Genomic DNA, 17,343 nt, shown 5'->3' with positions numbered 1-17,343 from the left:
GTTTCAAGCTTTTGGCCGATCACACACCGCTTTCGCCCTTGCCGGCGAAAGCGGTTTTTTCTGCCTCGATCAGACTCGCGGTAAGGATGCCCAGAAATCGCTCGATGTGCTCGGGCAGATGGCGATCCGCCATGACCTGTAGCTGCAGGTTGCGCTGTGCCAGTTGAGGCTCCTTGAACGGAATATGGACAAGCCCTGCCTTTTGAACGCGCCCACTGACCGACATCGCGCTGCAAAGCCCTACCATGTTCGGATGTTCGCTGACTGCGGTGTAGGTCACGCCCAGGGTATTACAGGCAATGCTCGGGTGGAGCTTGACACCGGAGAGGCTGCAGGCCACGTCGAACAAATAGCGCACCGTCGATCCGGTGTCAGACACGGTCAGCGGATAGTCGGCCAGGTCCTTCATCTCCAGCGCTTCAAAAGCCGCCAGCGGATGATCGTTTCTCATCAGCGCACCGATCGCCGCGCTGTGGCTCGAGACCACCTGCACGCCGATATCCACCGACAGGCTGAAGGTCAGCGCGATATCCACGCTGCCCTGCTTGACCAGCTCGGAGGCACGGGCGGACTCCACCACCTGAAGATCGAAACCGATTTCATGGTGATCGAAGATGAAGCGGGCAATGACGCTGGGTAGAAAGTGCCAAGCCATCCCATCCGGGCAGGCCACGCGGATGGTCTGACGCTGCCGGGCCGTCGCACTCCGCATCTGATCCACTACGCTTTCGAGTTCGAGCTGGTTACGAAGCGCGTAAGCCTGAAGCAGCTTGCCCGGCTCGGTCAGCGCCATACCCCGCGGCTGCCGGTTGAACAGCGTGAGTTCCAGACGCTGCTCCAGATTGGTGATCTGGCGGCTGACCGCCGACACTGCGACATGAAGCTCCTCCGCCGCCGCTGAAAGCGACCCGGTTCTCGCCACGCTTTGAAAGTATCGCAAGTTGAGTTCCTGCATGGCTGTCTCCGGGTGTTCCTCTGCAAGGCAGGCGCCGTGAAAAGCGCGCCAGACCGGCGCCCTCATTTCCAAAAAATAGAAACGTTGATTGATATTTTATTAATTGCCGCAAATCAGGGCAAACGATACGCTCGAAACACTTATCTGCCAAGCACGACGAGGGCCTCATGACGACCGCGCACGCCACCCGACAACACGCCATCGACCTGGCGCTTGAAACGCTCTCCAGCGGTGAGTTTTATGACGCGCTGACACGGCGCGTTGCCATGCGCACGGTGAGCCAAGATACGGAGTGTGAAGCGACGCTGGCGGCCTACTTGGATGACGAGATCGAGCCGCTATTGAGCCGTCTTGGATTCACCTGCCGGCGCATTCCCAACCCGAAAGAGGGCCTGCCGCCGTTGTTGATCGGCGAGCGTATCGAGGACGTGTCGCTGCCGACGCTGCTGCTATACGGCCACGGCGATGTCACCGATGGCCAGGAAAGCACTTGGCGTGAGGGTCTCGACCCCTGGACGCTCACCTTCGTCGATGGCCGCGTTTACGGGCGCGGCACCGCCGACAACAAGGGTCAGCACAGCGTCAATCTCGCTGCCCTCAAGGCGGTGATTGAGGCGCGCGGCGGCACGCTTGGCTACAACGTAAAGATGCTGTTTGAAATGAGCGAAGAGATCGGCTCCCCCGGGCTCGAAGAGACCTGCCGGCTCTACCGCGACGCGCTTTCATCAGATCTGTTTCTCGCCTCTGACGGCCCGCGCATTCGCGACGACATGCCCACGCTCTTTCTCGGCTCTCGTGGCGTTTTACAGCTCAAGCTCACGCTGGATACCGGCAATGGCGGGCGCCATTCCGGTAATTGGGGCGGCGTGATCACGAACCCGGCGGCGGTACTGAGCAACGCCCTGGCCACACTCGTCTCCCAGCGCGGTAAAGTACTCGTCGATTTTCTCAAGGCGCCGGCGATCAGCGACGACGTCGCGCGGCTGATTCGCAATCTGCCCGTTGGCGGTGGCGAGCTGGACCCGACTATCAACCCGGCCTGGGGGGAGACGTCGCTCACCGACGGCGAGCGGCTTTATGGTGCCAACACGCTCGAGATTCTGGGGCTTAGTGCCGGGCGCACCGACAAACCCGTCGGCGCGGTGCCGGAGCGCGCCGAGGCCGTGCTCCAACTTCGCTTCGTGAAAGGCACCGACTGGCAGGCCGTCGAGGCCAACCTGAGAGCGCATCTGAACGATTTGGGCTTCGAGGATATCGCCCTCGAGATGCTGGGCGGCTACGCCGCTACCCGCCTGGACCCGAGCCACCCCTGGGTTGGCTTTGTGGCCGCATCCGCCGAGCAAAGCCTGCAAGGCCAGGTTCACATTCTGCCTAACCTGGGCGGCACGATCCCCAATCACTGCTTTTCCGACGTCCTGGGTCTTCCCACGGTCTGGCTGCCCCACTCCTATCCGGCGTGCAATCAGCACGCGCCGAACGAGCACCTGCTCGAGAGTATCGTCCAAGAAGGGCTTGCCATGGCGGCGGGTCTCTTCTGGGATCTGGGGGATGCCCAAACGAAGATGGACTTCAAGACATCCAGCTTTTAACTCCTTTAAAAGGGCGCTAAATACGTTTTGAATCCATTTCGACGTATCGGAAAAGCTAAAGCGCGGCCGTCACGCCTAGTCGCTATAAATTCCTGCCGCGTTGGAGCTAGCAAAGGCCCAGCACTCTTGGATATCGACGGGCAGCGTGCGGCCCTCAGAGAGCGGCGGCAGTGCGTCGAGGGGGAAGAAGTCCGCGGCGTCGGTCTCGTTGTTGGCAGCAAACGCGCCGCCTTCCAGGGTGCAAACGTAAAACAGCTTGTAGATGTGATCTGGCGAGTAGTAGGCGTACGGGTGGAGGCTTCGATCCTTGAGCATCGCGAGTCGCGGGTGGCTCGCCCGGTAGCCAGACTCCTCAAGAATCTCTTTCAACACACCTTCACTCGGGCTTTCGTTGACGTCCGCCCAGCCGCCGGGCAGCGTCCAGAGGCCATCCTTGATCTCGCGTACTAACAGCACTCGATTTTGCTCATCGAATACCGCGCCGCGCACGTCCACCTTGGGCGTGGCGTAGCCCTTGTCCGGAATAATCAGATTTTCGATCTTCTCGACGGGCACGTCGCCCAGCACCGCGAACATTTGATTGATCAGCGTTTCGAGCTGGCGGTAGCGTTCCAGCTCGTACTTGTTAGTCGTATAGGTCTGGCCCGTTTGGGCGATGGAGCGAAGCGACTTGGCAAAGGCGAGCCAATCGTGGGTCATGCGGTGTTTCCATGTAAAGGTGGCCTACCGGCGGGTGTCGGCGTCCATTGGGCCGAGATCGAACGGGATATCGGGGGCGATATCCTCCACGCCATCGATGTGTTTGAGGCGCTCGGCGGTGGCGCTATCAGCTTCGCCGGTAATGCAGCCGATCTCTTCCATTCGCTCGCGCACCGACAAACCTTCGCGGCTGAGCCGGTCGGCAAGTTCACCGACCGAGCAGCCGCTGGCAACGGTGACGATCCAAAGCTCGATTCTTGCCACGGGGACTCTCCGTTGATGGTCGGCGAGGCGCTGACATGCAAAGCGCTTTGCCGACGCTCGCTTGATTCAAGGCGCCTGAACCAGCCCGGCACCCACCTCTTCCTCGCTTAACGGTAGCGATTGTGCCGATTCGATCAGCCGCTGCCAAAGCTTCCTGCCGCGAAGCGAGGCGTCGGACTGCGCCCACAGTGCGGCGCAGCCGGCCACGTGGGGCGTGGCCATGCTGGTGCCGCTGATGGTCTTGTAGTTGACCGGCCGCGGCCAGGCGGAAAACACATCGCGCCCAGGAGCTGCGATCTCGATCTTGCCGACGTTGGAAAAGTTCGAGCGCGCAAGGCTTGGGTCGAGCGAGCCGACCGAGAAAATGGTCGGCGAATTCGCCGGCGCCCCGGTCGGGGCGTTGTCGTTGCCGGACGCCGCGATCACCAGCAACCCTTTCTCAATCGCGGCCGCGCCCGCCCGGGTGTAGGCCGCCTGTACCGGGCTTTGGCTACCCAGCGACATCGAGATCACCTCGCAGCGATTCGCTACTGCCCAGTTCATGCCCGCCAGCACGCTACCGCCGGTGCTGCCGCCGGCGTTGGTGAGCACCTTGCCAGCGAAAATGACCGCCTCGAACGCCACGCCATAGCCCGGCGTTTTGCCCGCGGCTTTTCGCGGCCCCGTCGCGGTGCCGATACAGTGGGTGCCGTGGCCGTTCATGTCCTGCACCGGCTCGTCGACGAAAGAGCGGCTTTCGACCGCGCGGCCGGCGAAATCCGGGTGATTGAGATCCATACCGGTATCCAGCACCGCCACCTTGATACCCGCCCCGCTAAAGCGGCTTTGGGCCACCTTGCAGCGCGCAAGCCCCCAGGTAATATCGTTTTTGATCGGGGCGTCGTCGTCCTCATTGCACTCGGGCCGGTCAGCGCCCAAATCTCGCGCGATGGCGTTGGCCGCACTCAAGAAACCACGCAGGTACTCGGAATTCTCAGCAAAAGCGAAGTACTCGGGCTCGATGATCTCGATGGCGGGGCATTTGAACGCATCGTCATGAATACTCATACCGCGACTTTCCAGCGCGTCGCCGCCGAGCAATACCACGCCAAGTTCGGGGAAAATCATCGCCTCGGCGTCTCCGGCCTCTTCCAGATTGACCGCCTGAGCGTCGAAATCCCGAGCATCCGCTACCCTGAACTGGCATGCCTTGAGCGTTTCGATGCCCTTGTCGAGCATTCCGTCGCGAAAACTGATCAGATACCGCCCGGTTTCCAGACAGCCGCTGTCGCGCTCGACCGCGGCCATCAATAGCCGATGCGAGCCGCAAGCGACGGAGTGGAGCGGCGCTGCGCCGGGTACTGGGCGATCTTTTGGGGAATCGTTGGCCATCCTGGCACCTTCTGGCTGAATCTATAGGAGTCGTTCGAGCGTCGCTACGCCGGAAGCAAAGCCGCGCTTTCAGCGTAACGCACTCGCGCAACTTCGCCAGCGCCGGCCGCCCGTCATTCGCCTTAACGTGAGCAATTAGCGTGGGGTACCGATCGGTAAACGCTGCGGGTGTCGTCCAGCTGCTGCTCGAGCGCGCGAATACGCGCCTGGTGCGCCGGGTGCGTGGAAAGAAGCTCCGGCGGCTGGTCGCCACCCACATTGGCCATATTGCGCCAAAGCGCAACGCTTTCACTCGGGTCGAACCCGGCGCGAGCCATGATGATTAGCCCCATGCGGTCGGCCTCTTCCTCGTGGGTGCGGCTAAACGGCAGCGTAATTCCAAGCTGGGCACCAATGCCCAGCGCCTGCATGAGCTGATGATTGCCCATATCGCCCTCACCGAGCATGCCCACCACCAAAAGCCCCGCCTTTATTCCAAGCTCCTGAGTCAAACGCTCGTTGCCGTGATCTGCCAGCACGTGGGCGACCTCGTGGCCAATGACGGCGGCCAGCTGTCCCGGCGTTTCGGCCACGTCCAGCAAACCGCTATGCACGCCGATACGCCCGCCGGGCAGCGCGAAAGCGTTGGGCGAGGCCTCCTCGAACACTACGACCTCCCAGCGCTCGGGGAACGCAAGCTCGGGGTAGCTGGCTTCAGCGCCGGCCACGACATGGCGGGTCACGCACTGAACCAAACGGTTGGCGGCCTCGTTGTGGCTGATCGCGTTATTGCTTTGAAGCTCATCGAAGGACTGCTGGCCCATCTGTGCCATCATGGTCTGTGGCACCAGCGCCAGCCGAGAGCGCCCGGTCGGCGTTTCATCGCAGCCGGCCAGAAGCACAAACACTGCCAACAGCGGCGCGCCCAACACGCGTTTCCCCATCCTACAAAAGCGCCGACTCACGTTAGTTTCAGCATGGTATAGGGGGCTTCGCAGGCGTGGCGTTCGTCACGCTCATCGACACTCCCAAGCCCAAAGTGGCGGTCGTTATCGTAGGCGACGAACAGTCGATCACGCTCCAGCACCGCGAGCCCCTCGGCCTTGTGCTCGAACTCCAGAGCCTCGCCGGAAGGCTTCGTCACCAGCGTCGGCGGCTTGCCTGCGTAGAACTCCTCGAGGCTGACGCTCCAAAGATAACCACCGATTCGCTCTTGGCCGTCTTCCACCACTTCGAAACTGTTCAGCAAAAAAAGCCGCTGGTGGTAGGGGTCGTACTCCAAGCTCGAAAGACCGCAATCGTAGCGGACCGCCGGATGGTGACCTGGCTCGAAAGCGTAGTATTCGCGCATCTTATCGGTGAACACCAGATTGGCGTTCTCGTCGATTCGGTAATGGGCGCCGACGACGCGGCTCACGTAGCTGAAATCATCGAACGCCTGGCCCTGCTCCCGAATACCGAACAGCAGAAGGCCTTCGCCCTGCTCCCCGGGCACCGCCGCGAGCCCCTCGATCTTGTAGTAAGGAAAGCCGATAGCGTCGTTCAATTTCATACGAAGCTCGAGCGAACCCTCGACCCCGTCGCGTGGGTCCGGGTCCACCGCCTGCACCTTTTCCGGTTGGCCCAGTGGCCAGATCAACAGGTGATTATAGTCGTTCAGGTCGTGGCTTTCGCCGTCGATACGATCGAACCCGGTGGTGGTCAACACATGTTGGCCATCGGCGGTCAGCGACATGTCCTCGTACTTGATCGCACGCTTGATCAGCGGCGCGGTAAAGTACTCAAGCTGGCTGTCGTCCGGGCCAGTGTCGGTTATGGCAACGGAAAACACCGCCGAGCGCGCCTCGCCGGGGATGGGTTTGTCGCTGGCCAGAATCAGGCGTTTGCCGTCAAACAGCACGGCCGACACTTCCACATTGACAAGCGCACCCTGCTCGTCGCGAAGCCCGGCGGGGAAGCAGTGGAGGGTGCCTTGCTGCGATATAGTGGCGTGGGTCATCGCTCAACTCTTCCTAAACGTAAAACCAGCAGGATAGCTCATTGGGCAGATGAGTCGAGCGCACCATCACGGCGCGGGTTCTGCAGTTTTACGATGAATAGCCCACCAGACGAACGCGATCAACAGCGCCTGCAGCGGTAAGCGAGCATAAAGAAGCCACACAGGAATGGTGGGAAACGCCTCGGGGTGTAGCGCCATATGCACATTGGCGGGAAACACCGCCACCATCAGCGCGATCAGCCCCCACCCCGCCAGCTTTCTAGTTGATGGAACCAGAATACCCACGGCGCCCAACAGCTCGAAAACACCGCTAATCAGCACCAGCTCCCGGTGGTACCCCAGATAATCCGGCATGGCCAGAATGAAGAAATCGGTCAAGGCGAAGTGAGCGATACCGCCAATAAAAAAGAATAAAGCGATGATGAGCAAGGGTATGGTGGACATATAAAGCTCTTTAGGTTTTTTGCTTGTGCGATTGGATCATACGGGCATTTTTTTAGTGTGGCGCGCCCGACAGACCAGACCATCCGGCCAGTACATCAATGCATTTAAAACGCTAACGCTCAAGCGCCGAGCACCTCAGCCGATAGCTAACGATATCGCTACTCGGAGTTTGTTGATGTTTAATCTTCGTCTCAAGAAAAAACACAAAAATCAGCGTAGAGGAGTCGCAACGCTTCGTCAGATCCAAGACCAGATGGAGCGGGGCATGCTATCCATTACGCTGGACGCCAACCTATGTATTGCGGCTCTTAATCAGAGCTTTGCCAGTGCCTTGGGTTACAAGCGCGAGCAGCTGTTGGGAAAGCCGATGAAAGACTTTCTGCCGACCTACGTCACCGAACTGCCCTGCTTTCGAGCTTTTAACAAAGCCATTGACGCGCTCGAACCCGTCAATGACAACTACCGCTACCTGCATGCCAGCGGCTCGCTCATTTGGCTGAATATCGACTGGCTGCCGATACGCAAAAGAAGCGGCAAGCTCTCTTTTGTGCAGGGTTACGGGCGCGAAGTCACGCAGAAAGTCGAAGGTGCCAAGGAGAGTGAATCCTTCATTGCGGCGCTGCTTCGATCTACCGCCGTGATCCAATTCAACCTTGATGGCACCATCATTACTGCCAACGAGCAGTTTTTGCAGGCAACAGGCTACCGGCTCGAAAATATCGCCGGCCGTCACCACCGCATGTTCTGCCCCAAAGACGTGGTGGAATCGCCAGAGTACGAAGGCTTCTGGCAAAAGCTCAATAGCGGTGAATACGTGTCGGACCGCTTCAAACGACTCGATAGCCGGGGCAATGAAGTGTGGCTGGAAGCCAGCTACAACCCGGTTTACAACGCCGATGGCCATCTGTGTAAAGTGGTGAAGTTTGCCAGCGTCGTCACCGACCAGGTGGCGCGAGAAGTCCAGGTACGCGAAGGCGCCACCTTGGCGTTTGATGTGTCACAGAAAACCGATGTCAGTGCCAAGAAAGGCGCAACCGTCGTGCAGCAAACCGTCGATACCATGCGTCAAATCGCCGCAGAAATGCAAACCGCTAATGAAAGCATCGAAGCGCTGAGCCAGCAGTCCGTACAGATAAACGCCATCGTCCAAACGATCAGCGGCATTGCGGTACAGACCAACCTGTTAGCGATCAATGCGGCCATCGAAGCCGCTCGGGCTGGCGAACAGGGGCGCGGGTTCGCGGTCGTTGCCGATGCAGTACGAAAACTGGCGGCCAGCACCAGCGCCGCCACGGTGGAAATCGGCGGCGTGGTAGAAAAAAACCAGCGGTTGTCCGACGACGTCACGCGTCAGATGCTCAACACCCGGGAGGAAGCGGAGCAAGGGCTGGAGCTTGCAGGCCAAGCGGGCAGCGTCATTCTGGAAATTCAGGAAGGCGCCAAGCAAGTCGTGGACGCGATACAGCGTTTCTCCAACGATCTCAGTTAAACTTCCTGAAACAATGGAATTTTTTGAAAGCGTTAAACGCACTCATGCTCGATAGACATCTCACTCACGACAGATACTTTATACCAGTAGCGTCGCTAAGCGGCGCACCGCTTCTCTGAGCGTGCTGGGGCAGGCATGGCTAAAATTCAGTCTCAATGCGGCTTCAGAAGGCAAAAAATCGTCATGGTAAAAAGCATTACCGGGCACGACAGCAACACCTTTTGATAGCGCGCGTTTGGCAATATCGAGGGGGTCCCCGCCTGGAATTCTAAGCCAAATAAACATACCGCCCTGAACAGATGCAAATTCGAAAGCGCCTCCCAGGTAGCTTTCAAGCGCGTTGGCAAGGGCTTGATAGCGCTCTCCATAGCATTGGCAAAGTCTTTTTATATAAGACGGAAATTCGGGATTGGAAAGCAGGCTCAACAATAGAGATTGCATCGGCACACCTGAATGCAGATCGGCGGCCTGCTTCACTTTCAACAATGCTGATAACCATTGAGCAGGCGCACTCAGCATGCCCAAGCGTATCCCGGGCGTCGCGATTTTCGAAAATGAGCGCAACACCAGCGCACGCTCTGGACAAAACGATGAAACCATTGGCAAGTGATCACCGGTAAAACGTAACTCACGGTAAGGGGCATCTTCGACAAGGGCTATATCGTATTGACGGCACAGAGTCGCCACTTTCTGCCTTATTTCCAAAGTCCAACTCACGCCGGTCGGATTATGGAAATCCGGTACGGCATAAAACATCTTTACTTTTTTGGATGCGAATAGGGTCTCCAGCATGGCGATATCGGGCCCGTTCACGTTCTGTGCTACCGAGTGAATCATGCCACCCGACAGTGCAAATACCTGCAAAGCTCCAGGATAACCCGGCGCCTCCATGGCAACGCCTTCACCCGGATTCAAAAAGGCCCGAGCAATCAGATCAAGCCCTTGCTGGGAGCCACTGCATATTAACATGCGATGCATTTCGCTGATCGAATAGTGCTCTTTTAGATGACTCAGAAGTGGCCCGTACCCTTGGGTCTCGCCATATTGAAACAGCGTTGGATCATGAGCGAGCTGGGCCATGGGGTTTGCCATCAGCGCCAAGGGGAAATGGTCCGAGGCGGGTAATCCGCCTGCTAACGAGAGGATATTGCTTTCCGAGGCGGCTGAGAGAATATCTCTGATAAAAGAGGGTTGAATACGCTCTAAACGTTTGGCCGTTTGCATGGTGAATCTCCTTTTTAAAACCATGTTAAACGCACGCAAAAAATCAAAGATGTCGATTTGTGATACCTTTATTGTTCACCTGTGCTAAAAATTTTGTCCATTCATGCTTTCAAAGTGATCTGATATGCCCACTGCGCAGCAGATTTCCCGCATCAATGATGTGGTGTACGAAATTCATCGAGATACGTCCGCTGAACTTTCGGGACGTTTTTTGGCCAGCATTGCCGCGTATTCCGAACAACACTTTCATCGTACCTTTCATGCGGTAGTAGGTGAGTCGGTCCATCATTATGTAAGACGAACACGATTAGAGCAGGCGGCAAACCAGCTCATGTTCGACCTTAAACGTCCTATCATTGAGGTCGCGGAACAGTGCGGCTTTTCATCACTCTCTTCGTTTAGTAAAGCTTTCAAGGCCCATTTTGAAATGACGCCGGGGCGATGGAGAACATACGATCGCAGCAAGATGTCAGCGTCGTACTCGACCGACCCTGAGATCGAAGCGGCATATAAGAGGTTGCAAACGGCTATTTTGCCTATCCCTAACCTGGTGGAACTACCCGACCGGCCCGTCGCTTACGTACGTCATTTGGGTTACAGCAGAAGCATTCGTCAGTCATGGCAGACATTGAAAGTATGGGCTGCCGCCGAGGGACGCCCTTTCGATATGCAACTGGGACTACACCACTCGAATCCTGCGTGGGTTTCGCTGGAGAAGTGCCGTTACGTCGCCTGCCTTGCTATCGATACACCTGTGCTAAGAAGAGGGTTGGTCAACAGTATGCGCATTCCAGGTGGACTTCACGCAGCTTTTGATTTAACCGGTGGCTATGGCGAACTTCTGCCCTATATCAGTAAAATTCTGGACCACTGGCTCCCCGCCTCCGGCTTTAGAGCTAAAACGACTCCGGCTTTCGTGCACTATCGAAAGAACCAGTTTCTCGAGCAAGATGAGCATTTCGATCTCACCTTTTATTTGCCTATCAATGTTTGATAGCGCCGCTGGGGTAGGCAGATACGGGAACGGCGTAACACGATGGGTGCTGATGTCGTCGAGTCAGGTTAAGCAAAACATCGAAGCGAACTCTAACGTCGCGGTTTGTTATTAACGCCCCAAAGAGACGGATTTTCTGGATTTATTCAGGGATTCATACCCATGACTGATGACCATTGGATCGTTGGGCCCGGTGCTATCGGAAGGCTACTCGCGCACTTATTAAACGCTCATGTTCCCACTACGCTCATTTCTCGCCGCTGCCTGACCAAGCGTCAGGTCATTATAACGTCCACTGGGACAACACGCGTGCACTGCCTCAAAACCATAACGGCATCCAAGCTCGCCGACAGTGCAGCGGCATCGCCATCTCACGTCCATCTCACGACCAAAGCCATGGCCGCTGAAGCGGCACTGGACAGCATCGCTTCGCTGATGCCCTCTACAACGGCGCTGGTGCTTTGGCAAAACGGCTTTCTAACGCAGCCTAAACTCACCGATCGATGGACCGGCCCGGTGCTGTGCGCAACCACAACGGAAGGCGCGTATGTCATGGGTGATGACCGTATCGTTCACGCCGGTCGTGGGCAGACCTTCATCGGCGACCTGAACGATCGCCACGCCGCTTCCGCGCACGCGCTGGCAGCCCGGCTTGATCGCGCCGGGCTCCAGGCCACAGCGGTCGACGACATTCGCCGCCGGCTCTGGCAGAAGCTGGCAGTGAACGCGGCGATTAATCCCTTGGTGGCTATTCACGGAATACGCAATGGCGAGCTGCGTGGAGCGGCTTATGCCCGTCAAGTCGAAGCAGTGATCAGCGAAGTCGCGGCCATCATGGCGCTGGAGAACATCGCAGCGCCGGTTGGGAGTAATGAGCAGGATAGCTGGCGGGCACTGGTCTGGGGGGTGATCGAGGGCACAGCGAGCAACAAGGCGTCGATGCTGCAGGATGTCGAGGCCGGCCGGCCCACGGAACGGGCGGCGATCCTGGGGCCGCTGATCGCGGCCGCTCGGCAACACGGCCTGTCAGTGCCGGTTTTGATAGCGCTGGACGAGAAGCTGGCCGAAATGGAAGCGCGCTTTTAGCCAAGCGGTCATGTTCAGTGCCCGCGCTGGAGCGCGGGCAGGCTACTTAGCTAACGGGAATCATCACCACTTTTTGGAATGCGGGCCGCTCGGTCAGCGTTTGGTACCAGCGCTCCAGATGGGTGCGCGGATTCCAGGTAAGGCCGCAGTTCCAAAGGTTGTAAACAAAAGGCGCCACGGCGATATCGGCCAGGCCGAACGCGTCGCCGGAGAGCCAGGTTTGACGTTCCAGCGCATCGTCCAAAAGCGCGAAGAGCTCCTCGCAGGCCGCAGTGCCCTCCTCCAGCGTTTGCAAATCGCGCTCTTCCGGCGGGGTGCGAACATAGCCCATCAGCATGACGCGGTGTGCCGGGCTTAGCCGGGTGTTGGCCCAGTCCATCCACTTTTCGGCCCGGGCACGCCTTGCAGGCTCATCGATCCAAAGCTTGCCCTCGCCGTATTGAGCGGCCAGATAGCGCACGATGGTATTGGATTCCCACAGCACGCTGTCGGTGGTGTCATCCTTCAATGTCGGCACCAGGGCGTTTGGATTCATGGCCTGATACGCTGGCGTATCGTTCACGCCGTGCTGGAGCCCTGCTTGAACTTGGTCGTAAGCGATGTCGAGCTCTTCGAGCATCCAGCGCACTTTTTTAACGTTGGTGGAGTTGTCGCGGCCCCAAAGCGTAATCATGGCGATCCTTCGTTAGTGGATTCTAAAAGCCCAGTTTGGTGCTCGTTCAGGCAAGTGGCAAGGCTAACCCCTCACTGCCCATTGTTCTTGTCCCGATAAAACGTCATCAGGCTGGAAAAATCGAGCCGGCCGTGGCCGTTTGCCTTGTGTAGCGTAAACAGGGCCCGGGCGGCGGAGCCCATCGGTACCGGCGAAGCACTTTGCTGACTGATATCCATGGCCAAGCCCAGATCCTTGACCATCAGATCGGTCAGAAAGCCGCCCTGGTAGTTGTTTGATGCCGGCGCGTTTTCCATCACGCCAGGGTACGGGTTATAGACGTTCAGCGCCCAGTTGCCGCCGGAGCTTTGCTTCATGATCTCCGAGAGCACCGCGGGGTCGAGGCCGTTTTTCACGCCCATGTTGATCGCCTCGCAGGTGCCGGCCATTAAAATCGCCAGCATCATGTTGTTGCACGCCTTGGCCACCTGCCCTGCGCCGTGCTCGCCGGCGTGAAAGATATTCTTGCCCATCACGTCGAGCACCGGCTTGGCCCGGCTGAACTGCTCTTCGCTACCGCCCACGATAAAGGTCAGCGTGCCTGCCTGGGCGCCGCCTACCCCGCCGGATACCGGCGCGTCGATGAAGCCAATGCCCTTCTGCTCCAGCGCCGCGGCGACCTCGCGCGCGCTTTCGGCGTCGATGGTGGAGGAGTCGATGACCAGCGCGCCCTGCTCGATAATATCGCCAAGCGGCGTCTCGCCATCGATGAACAGCGCACGTACGTGCTGGCCAGCGGGCAGCATGGAGATCACGATGTCGGCGCCGCGGGCGGCGTCAGCTGCCGACGCGGCGACTTCGCAGCCGTGGGATTTGGCGCTTGCAAGCGCTTCCTGGCTGAGATCGAAGGCGTGAACGTCGAAGCCAGCCTTCGCCAAATTGGCGGCCATGGGGCCGCCCATGTTACCCAAACCGATGAATGCGATCGTGGTCATGGTAATTGTCCTTATTATTGAAACCGGGCGGTTAAAAAGTGACTGGTTAACGCGAGACAAGCGCTAGCCCAGCGTCTCCAGCGGGCTCGTTTCCCAGGGCGAGGCTAAAAGCTCATCGATAAAGAACTGTTCGACCGAGGCGACGTCGGGATAGCTCCAGGCCGGCGAGCCGTCCTTGTCGACCAGCAGCGCGCGCACGCCTTCGGGAAACTCCTTGTGACGGCAGCACTGCACCGACAGCGCAAGCTCCGAGCGAAATACCTCGGCCAGCGACATGTACTTCGCGCGTTTGAGCTGCTCGTCGATCAGCGCGATCGACACCGGACTTCCGTGAGCCAGCGTTTTCTGGGCGCGGCTGAACCAGCTGTCCTCGCTTTCAACGGCCAAAATCGCGGCCACGATCTGCTCTGTGGTGTCGTGATCCATCAGCTCACGAATCAAGGGCGTGGCGTTGAGTACCGGCGTATCGAGCTCGGCGAAAGTGACTTTCGAGGCCTGCTCCAGCTCGCGCAGGGTGCGATTGACCACGCCCTGGGCGTCGATGGTGCCCTCCTGCTGCCAACGCGCTTGGGTTAGCGAAGTCATCAGCGCCGGGTACTGATCGCTTTTGATACAGCGATCGGCCAGCCCCAGATGTAGCGCATCCACCGCGTTGACCGGGCTTCCGGTCATGGCCAGAAAGCGCCCGGTACCCACCGGCAGGCGGTTCAAAAACCAGCTCGCGCCGACGTCCGGGTAGAGGCCAATGGTGACCTCGGGCATGGCAAGTCGCGAGGTTTCGGTCACCACGCGGTTACTGCAGGCGCTGAGCAGTCCCATCCCACCGCCCATGACGATACCGCTGCCCCAGCAGACGATCGGTTTGGGGTAAGTATGAAGCTCATAATCGAGGCGATATTCGCTTTCGAAAAAACGCTCGGGAAAGTCCGGGTCCTGCTCGCCGGTAATCGATTTGTACAGGCTCACCACGTCGCCCCCGGCGCAGAAGGCCTTTTCGCCGGCGCTGTCGAGCACGATGGCCACGACCCGCGCGTCGTCCTGCCAGGCGTCAAGCTGCGGGCGGATCAGCTCGATCATCTCGAGCGTCAGGGCGTTGAGCGAGCGCTCGGCGTTGAGCGTGATTTCGCCCACGATGTGGCCATCGTCGGTGGCGTGCTCGTTAAACAGTACGCTACTCATCAAGGTATCCTTATGGTGTGAATCGCCGCGCTTGGCATTTGTGTAAGCGTCACCTTCACTATAGCTCGCTGGCGCCCTCGGCCAATGCCCGGCGAGCAATGATCAGGCGCATGATTTCGTTGGAGCCTTCCAGAATGCGGTGAACCCGCGTGTCGCGCACGAAGCGCTCCATCGGATACTCCTTGATGTAGCCGTTGCCGCCAAAAAGTTGCAGCGCCTCGTCACACACCTTGAATCCCACGTCGGTGGCAAATCGCTTGGCCATGGCGCAGTAGGTCGGCGCATCCGCGTGGCCGGCGTCGAGCTTGGTCGCGGCCATGCGCACCAACTGGCGCGCGGCGACCAGCTCGGTAACCATATCGGCCAGGCGAAACTGCAGCGCCTGAAACTCCGCCAGGGGCTTGCCGAACTGCTTGCGCTCGCGCAGGTAGTCGCGCGCCTCGTTGATCGCGCGCTGGGCGGTACCGACCGAGCAGGTGGCGATGTTGATGCGCCCGCCGTCCAGGCCCTTCATCGCGATCTTGAAGCCGTCGCCTTCACGGCCCAGCAGGTGGTTGGCCGGCACGCGTACGTCGTCGAAGCTCACCATGCGGGTGGGCTGGCTGTTCCAGCCCATCTTGTCCTCCTTACGCCCGTAGCTTATGCCATCGTTTTTGGCATCCACGGCGAAGGCGGAAACACCGCCGGCGCCTTCACCCCCGGTACGCGCCATCACGACCAGAAAATCGGTGCTGCCGGCGCCGGAGATGAACATCTTGCTGCCACTGAGCACGTAGTCGTCGCCGTCGCGTTTGGCGGTGGTCTTGAGTGAGGCGGCATCCGACCCTGCACCGGGCTCGGTCAGGCAGTACGATCCCAGAAGCTCGCCGGTGGCGAGTCGCGGCCCCCACTGCTCGACGACGTCCGCTTGGCCAAAGCTTGCCAGCATCCAAGTGACCATGTTGTGAATGGTGAGATAAGCGGTGGTCGAGGTGCAGCCCATCGAAAGCTGCTCGAAGATGATGCTCGCATCCAGCCGCGATAGCGCAAGCCCACCAACGCTTTCCGGCGCGTAGAGCGAGCAAAAGCCAAGCTCCCCGGCGCGCTTGATCACATCGACGGGAAAGTGCGCCTCGCGGTCCCACTCGGCGGCGTTGGGCGCAAGCTCCTTGTCGGCAAAGCCCTTGGCCAACTCGGCAAAGGCTACCTGGTCGTCGCTTAGCTCGAAATTCATGGCGAAGCCTCCATCGAGACCGAGCGCCGCTGGCGCCCCGCCTCGCGTGTTGTCGTTATTTATTAGGGGTCACGCAAATTGACGTTAACGTTAACTTATATTTTAAACCCGGCGCGCGCAACGCCTGGCCCTTAGAACCTTTGGCGTAGACGACCGGCCCTATAAAATCCCGGCCGATAAAAAAAGACGCCCGGAGGCGCCTTTCAATGACAGGCTGGTTACTTGAAGTTCTTGCGATAAAGCGTTGCCAGCTCGCCGACGATGCCGCTTCGAAAGCTCATCACGCAGAGCACGAAGATAGCGCCAAGAATCACGCTGACCCAGTTACCCAGCGGCGACTGCGCCAGCAGATGCTGAAGACTGACTACCAGCGAGGCGCCCGCCAGCGGCCCCAGTAGCGTGCCCACACCTCCCAGAAGCGTCATCAAAATCACCTCGCCGGACATATGCCAGTGGGCGTCGGTGAGCGAAGCAAGCTGAAACACCACCGTCTTGGTCGCCCCGGCGAGTCCGGCAAGCCCGGCCGAGAGCACGAACGCCAGAAGCTTGTAGGCGTCCACGTTATAGCCAAGCGACACCGCCCTCGGCTCGTTTTCGCGAATCGCCTTGAGCACCTGACCAAACGGCGAGTGCACGGTGCGCTGAATGAGCGCAAAGCCAAGTAGAAAGACCGCGAACACGAAGTAGTACATCGCCAGGTTGCTCTGCAGGCTGATCAGCCCAAAGAGCTCGCCTCGCGGCACGCCGTGAAGGCCATCTTCGCCGCCGGTAAACGGCGCCTGAATGAATACGAAGAACATCAGCTGTGCCAGCGCTAGCGTCACCATGGCGAAATAGATGCCCTGGCGGCGAATCGAGAGCACGCCGAACAGACATCCAAGCAGTGTGGCCGCAAGCGTCCCCGCCAAAACGCCAAGCTCCGGCGTAAGCCCCGGGTAACTTGCCAAAAGGTATCCGGTTACATAGCCGCCGCTGGCCAAAAACGCGGCGTGTCCAAAGGATAAAAGACCGGCGTAGCCCAACAATAAATTGAAGGCGCAGACAAACAGCGCAAAGCAGAGAATCTTCATCAGAAAGACCGGATAGGCTAAAAATGGCGCTACCAGCCCTACCGCGATCAGCGCGATATACAATAGCGCCCGACGCTGACCGGCCCGGCGCTCTCTTTTTGCCGCAATGCCCGGCGCGCCCACTACCTGTGAATCCGACAT

At 59.1% G+C, this 17,343-nt stretch carries 17 protein-coding genes; 4 read left to right on the top strand and 13 right to left on the bottom strand.

Annotated elements, in window-relative coordinates:
- Nucleotides 1–19 precede the first annotated feature (19 nt).
- Entirely contained in the window at nt 20–955 is a 936-nt protein-coding gene (locus ACGLWX_RS00380) for a LysR family transcriptional regulator (RefSeq protein ID WP_396236433.1), read from the bottom strand.
- Nucleotides 956–1,122: 167 nt separating this feature from the next.
- Between ACGLWX_RS00380 and ACGLWX_RS00375 the strand changes: the two genes are divergently transcribed.
- On the top strand, nt 1,123–2,544 hold the full coding sequence (locus ACGLWX_RS00375) for a M20 family metallopeptidase (RefSeq protein ID WP_396236431.1): 1,422 nt from the start codon (nt 1,123–1,125) through the stop codon (nt 2,542–2,544).
- Between the two features lie 75 nt (nt 2,545–2,619).
- Here ACGLWX_RS00375 and ACGLWX_RS00370 read toward each other — a convergent pair whose 3' ends face one another.
- From ACGLWX_RS00370 to ACGLWX_RS00345, 6 genes are all read right to left on the bottom strand, one after another.
- A complete protein-coding gene (locus tag ACGLWX_RS00370) occupies nt 2,620–3,243 on the bottom strand; it encodes an NUDIX hydrolase (protein WP_396236429.1) in 624 nt (207 codons plus the stop codon).
- Nucleotides 3,244–3,267: 24 nt separating this feature from the next.
- A complete protein-coding gene (locus ACGLWX_RS00365; RefSeq protein WP_396236427.1) occupies nt 3,268–3,507 on the bottom strand; it encodes a hypothetical protein in 240 nt (79 codons plus the stop codon).
- A gap of 66 nt (nt 3,508–3,573) precedes the next feature.
- A complete protein-coding gene (locus ACGLWX_RS00360) occupies nt 3,574–4,878 on the bottom strand; it encodes a S8 family serine peptidase (RefSeq protein ID WP_396236425.1) in 1,305 nt (434 codons plus the stop codon).
- A gap of 122 nt (nt 4,879–5,000) precedes the next feature.
- Nucleotides 5,001–5,801 carry a M48 family metallopeptidase gene (locus ACGLWX_RS00355; protein WP_396236423.1) on the bottom strand — a complete coding sequence of 267 codons (801 nt, stop codon included), beginning with the start codon at nt 5,799–5,801 and terminating at the stop codon, nt 5,001–5,003.
- A gap of 17 nt (nt 5,802–5,818) precedes the next feature.
- Nucleotides 5,819–6,856 carry a hypothetical protein gene (locus ACGLWX_RS00350; protein ID WP_396236421.1) on the bottom strand — a complete coding sequence of 346 codons (1,038 nt, stop codon included), beginning with the start codon at nt 6,854–6,856 and terminating at the stop codon, nt 5,819–5,821.
- Nucleotides 6,857–6,922: 66 nt separating this feature from the next.
- Nucleotides 6,923–7,300: a DoxX family protein gene (locus tag ACGLWX_RS00345; protein ID WP_396236419.1), complete on the bottom strand. Its 378-nt coding sequence runs from the start codon at nt 7,298–7,300 to the stop codon at nt 6,923–6,925.
- A 31-nt stretch (nt 7,301–7,331) separates the two neighbouring features.
- On the opposite strand from ACGLWX_RS00345, the gene ACGLWX_RS00340 reads away from it, so the two are divergent.
- Nucleotides 7,332–8,789 (top strand): methyl-accepting chemotaxis protein, encoded by a 1,458-nt coding sequence (locus ACGLWX_RS00340; protein ID WP_396236417.1) that lies wholly within the window; start codon nt 7,332–7,334, stop codon nt 8,787–8,789.
- A 78-nt stretch (nt 8,790–8,867) separates the two neighbouring features.
- On the opposite strand, the gene ACGLWX_RS00335 is transcribed toward ACGLWX_RS00340, so the two are convergent.
- Entirely contained in the window at nt 8,868–10,013 is a 1,146-nt protein-coding gene (locus ACGLWX_RS00335) for a PLP-dependent aminotransferase family protein (protein WP_396236415.1), read from the bottom strand.
- A 124-nt stretch (nt 10,014–10,137) separates the two neighbouring features.
- Here ACGLWX_RS00335 and ACGLWX_RS00330 point away from each other — a divergent pair, with 124 nt between their 5' ends.
- Nucleotides 10,138–11,007, top strand: coding sequence for a GyrI-like domain-containing protein (locus ACGLWX_RS00330; protein WP_252108597.1), 870 nt, complete (start codon nt 10,138–10,140; stop codon nt 11,005–11,007).
- Between the two features lie 162 nt (nt 11,008–11,169).
- Nucleotides 11,170–12,093, top strand: a complete 924-nt coding sequence (locus tag ACGLWX_RS00325) for a ketopantoate reductase family protein (RefSeq protein ID WP_396236413.1) — start codon at nt 11,170–11,172, stop codon at nt 12,091–12,093.
- A gap of 46 nt (nt 12,094–12,139) precedes the next feature.
- Here the strand turns inward: ACGLWX_RS00325 and ACGLWX_RS00320 are convergent, their stop codons facing one another.
- The 5 genes from ACGLWX_RS00320 to ACGLWX_RS00300 form a co-directional block, all read right to left on the bottom strand.
- Nucleotides 12,140–12,766 carry a glutathione S-transferase family protein gene (locus ACGLWX_RS00320; RefSeq protein WP_396236411.1) on the bottom strand — a complete coding sequence of 209 codons (627 nt, stop codon included), beginning with the start codon at nt 12,764–12,766 and terminating at the stop codon, nt 12,140–12,142.
- Nucleotides 12,767–12,837: 71 nt separating this feature from the next.
- Nucleotides 12,838–13,755, bottom strand: a complete 918-nt coding sequence (gene mmsB / locus ACGLWX_RS00315; RefSeq protein WP_396238138.1) for a 3-hydroxyisobutyrate dehydrogenase — start codon at nt 13,753–13,755, stop codon at nt 12,838–12,840.
- 48 nt (nt 13,756–13,803) lie between these two features.
- Nucleotides 13,804–14,919 carry an enoyl-CoA hydratase/isomerase family protein gene (locus tag ACGLWX_RS00310; RefSeq protein ID WP_396236409.1) on the bottom strand — a complete coding sequence of 372 codons (1,116 nt, stop codon included), beginning with the start codon at nt 14,917–14,919 and terminating at the stop codon, nt 13,804–13,806.
- A gap of 58 nt (nt 14,920–14,977) precedes the next feature.
- Nucleotides 14,978–16,132, bottom strand: a complete 1,155-nt coding sequence (locus tag ACGLWX_RS00305; RefSeq protein WP_396236407.1) for an acyl-CoA dehydrogenase family protein — start codon at nt 16,130–16,132, stop codon at nt 14,978–14,980.
- 218 nt (nt 16,133–16,350) lie between these two features.
- On the bottom strand, nt 16,351–17,343 hold the full coding sequence (locus ACGLWX_RS00300) for a branched-chain amino acid ABC transporter permease (protein ID WP_396236405.1): 993 nt from the start codon (nt 17,341–17,343) through the stop codon (nt 16,351–16,353).

Source organism: Halomonas sp. HMF6819, from assembly GCF_044335525.1.
Taxonomy (GTDB): domain Bacteria; phylum Pseudomonadota; class Gammaproteobacteria; order Pseudomonadales; family Halomonadaceae; genus Vreelandella.
This window is presented reverse-complemented; position numbering and strand designations above follow the sequence as displayed.

What these genes read in the sequence shown, in the direction of transcription:
- ACGLWX_RS00380 (WP_396236433.1), bottom strand. Translation starts at nt 955, where the DNA reads ATGCAGGAACTCAACTTGCGATACTTTCAAAGCGTGGCGAGAACCGGG.
- ACGLWX_RS00375 (WP_396236431.1), top strand. Translation starts at nt 1,123, where the DNA reads ATGACGACCGCGCACGCCACCCGACAACACGCCATCGACCTGGCGCTT.
- ACGLWX_RS00370 (WP_396236429.1), bottom strand. Translation starts at nt 3,243, where the DNA reads ATGACCCACGATTGGCTCGCCTTTGCCAAGTCGCTTCGCTCCATCGCC.
- ACGLWX_RS00360 (WP_396236425.1), bottom strand. Translation starts at nt 4,878, where the DNA reads ATGGCCAACGATTCCCCAAAAGATCGCCCAGTACCCGGCGCAGCGCCG.
- ACGLWX_RS00355 (WP_396236423.1), bottom strand. Translation starts at nt 5,801, where the DNA reads ATGGGGAAACGCGTGTTGGGCGCGCCGCTGTTGGCAGTGTTTGTGCTT.
- ACGLWX_RS00350 (WP_396236421.1), bottom strand. Translation starts at nt 6,856, where the DNA reads ATGACCCACGCCACTATATCGCAGCAAGGCACCCTCCACTGCTTCCCC.
- ACGLWX_RS00345 (WP_396236419.1), bottom strand. Translation starts at nt 7,300, where the DNA reads ATGTCCACCATACCCTTGCTCATCATCGCTTTATTCTTTTTTATTGGC.
- ACGLWX_RS00335 (WP_396236415.1), bottom strand. Translation starts at nt 10,013, where the DNA reads ATGCAAACGGCCAAACGTTTAGAGCGTATTCAACCCTCTTTTATCAGA.
- ACGLWX_RS00330 (WP_252108597.1), top strand. Translation starts at nt 10,138, where the DNA reads ATGCCCACTGCGCAGCAGATTTCCCGCATCAATGATGTGGTGTACGAA.
- ACGLWX_RS00325 (WP_396236413.1), top strand. Translation starts at nt 11,170, where the DNA reads ATGACTGATGACCATTGGATCGTTGGGCCCGGTGCTATCGGAAGGCTA.
- ACGLWX_RS00320 (WP_396236411.1), bottom strand. Translation starts at nt 12,766, where the DNA reads ATGATTACGCTTTGGGGCCGCGACAACTCCACCAACGTTAAAAAAGTG.
- ACGLWX_RS00310 (WP_396236409.1), bottom strand. Translation starts at nt 14,919, where the DNA reads ATGAGTAGCGTACTGTTTAACGAGCACGCCACCGACGATGGCCACATC.
- ACGLWX_RS00305 (WP_396236407.1), bottom strand. Translation starts at nt 16,132, where the DNA reads ATGAATTTCGAGCTAAGCGACGACCAGGTAGCCTTTGCCGAGTTGGCC.
- ACGLWX_RS00300 (WP_396236405.1), bottom strand. Translation starts at nt 17,343, where the DNA reads ATGTCGGATTCACAGGTAGTGGGCGCGCCGGGCATTGCGGCAAAAAGA.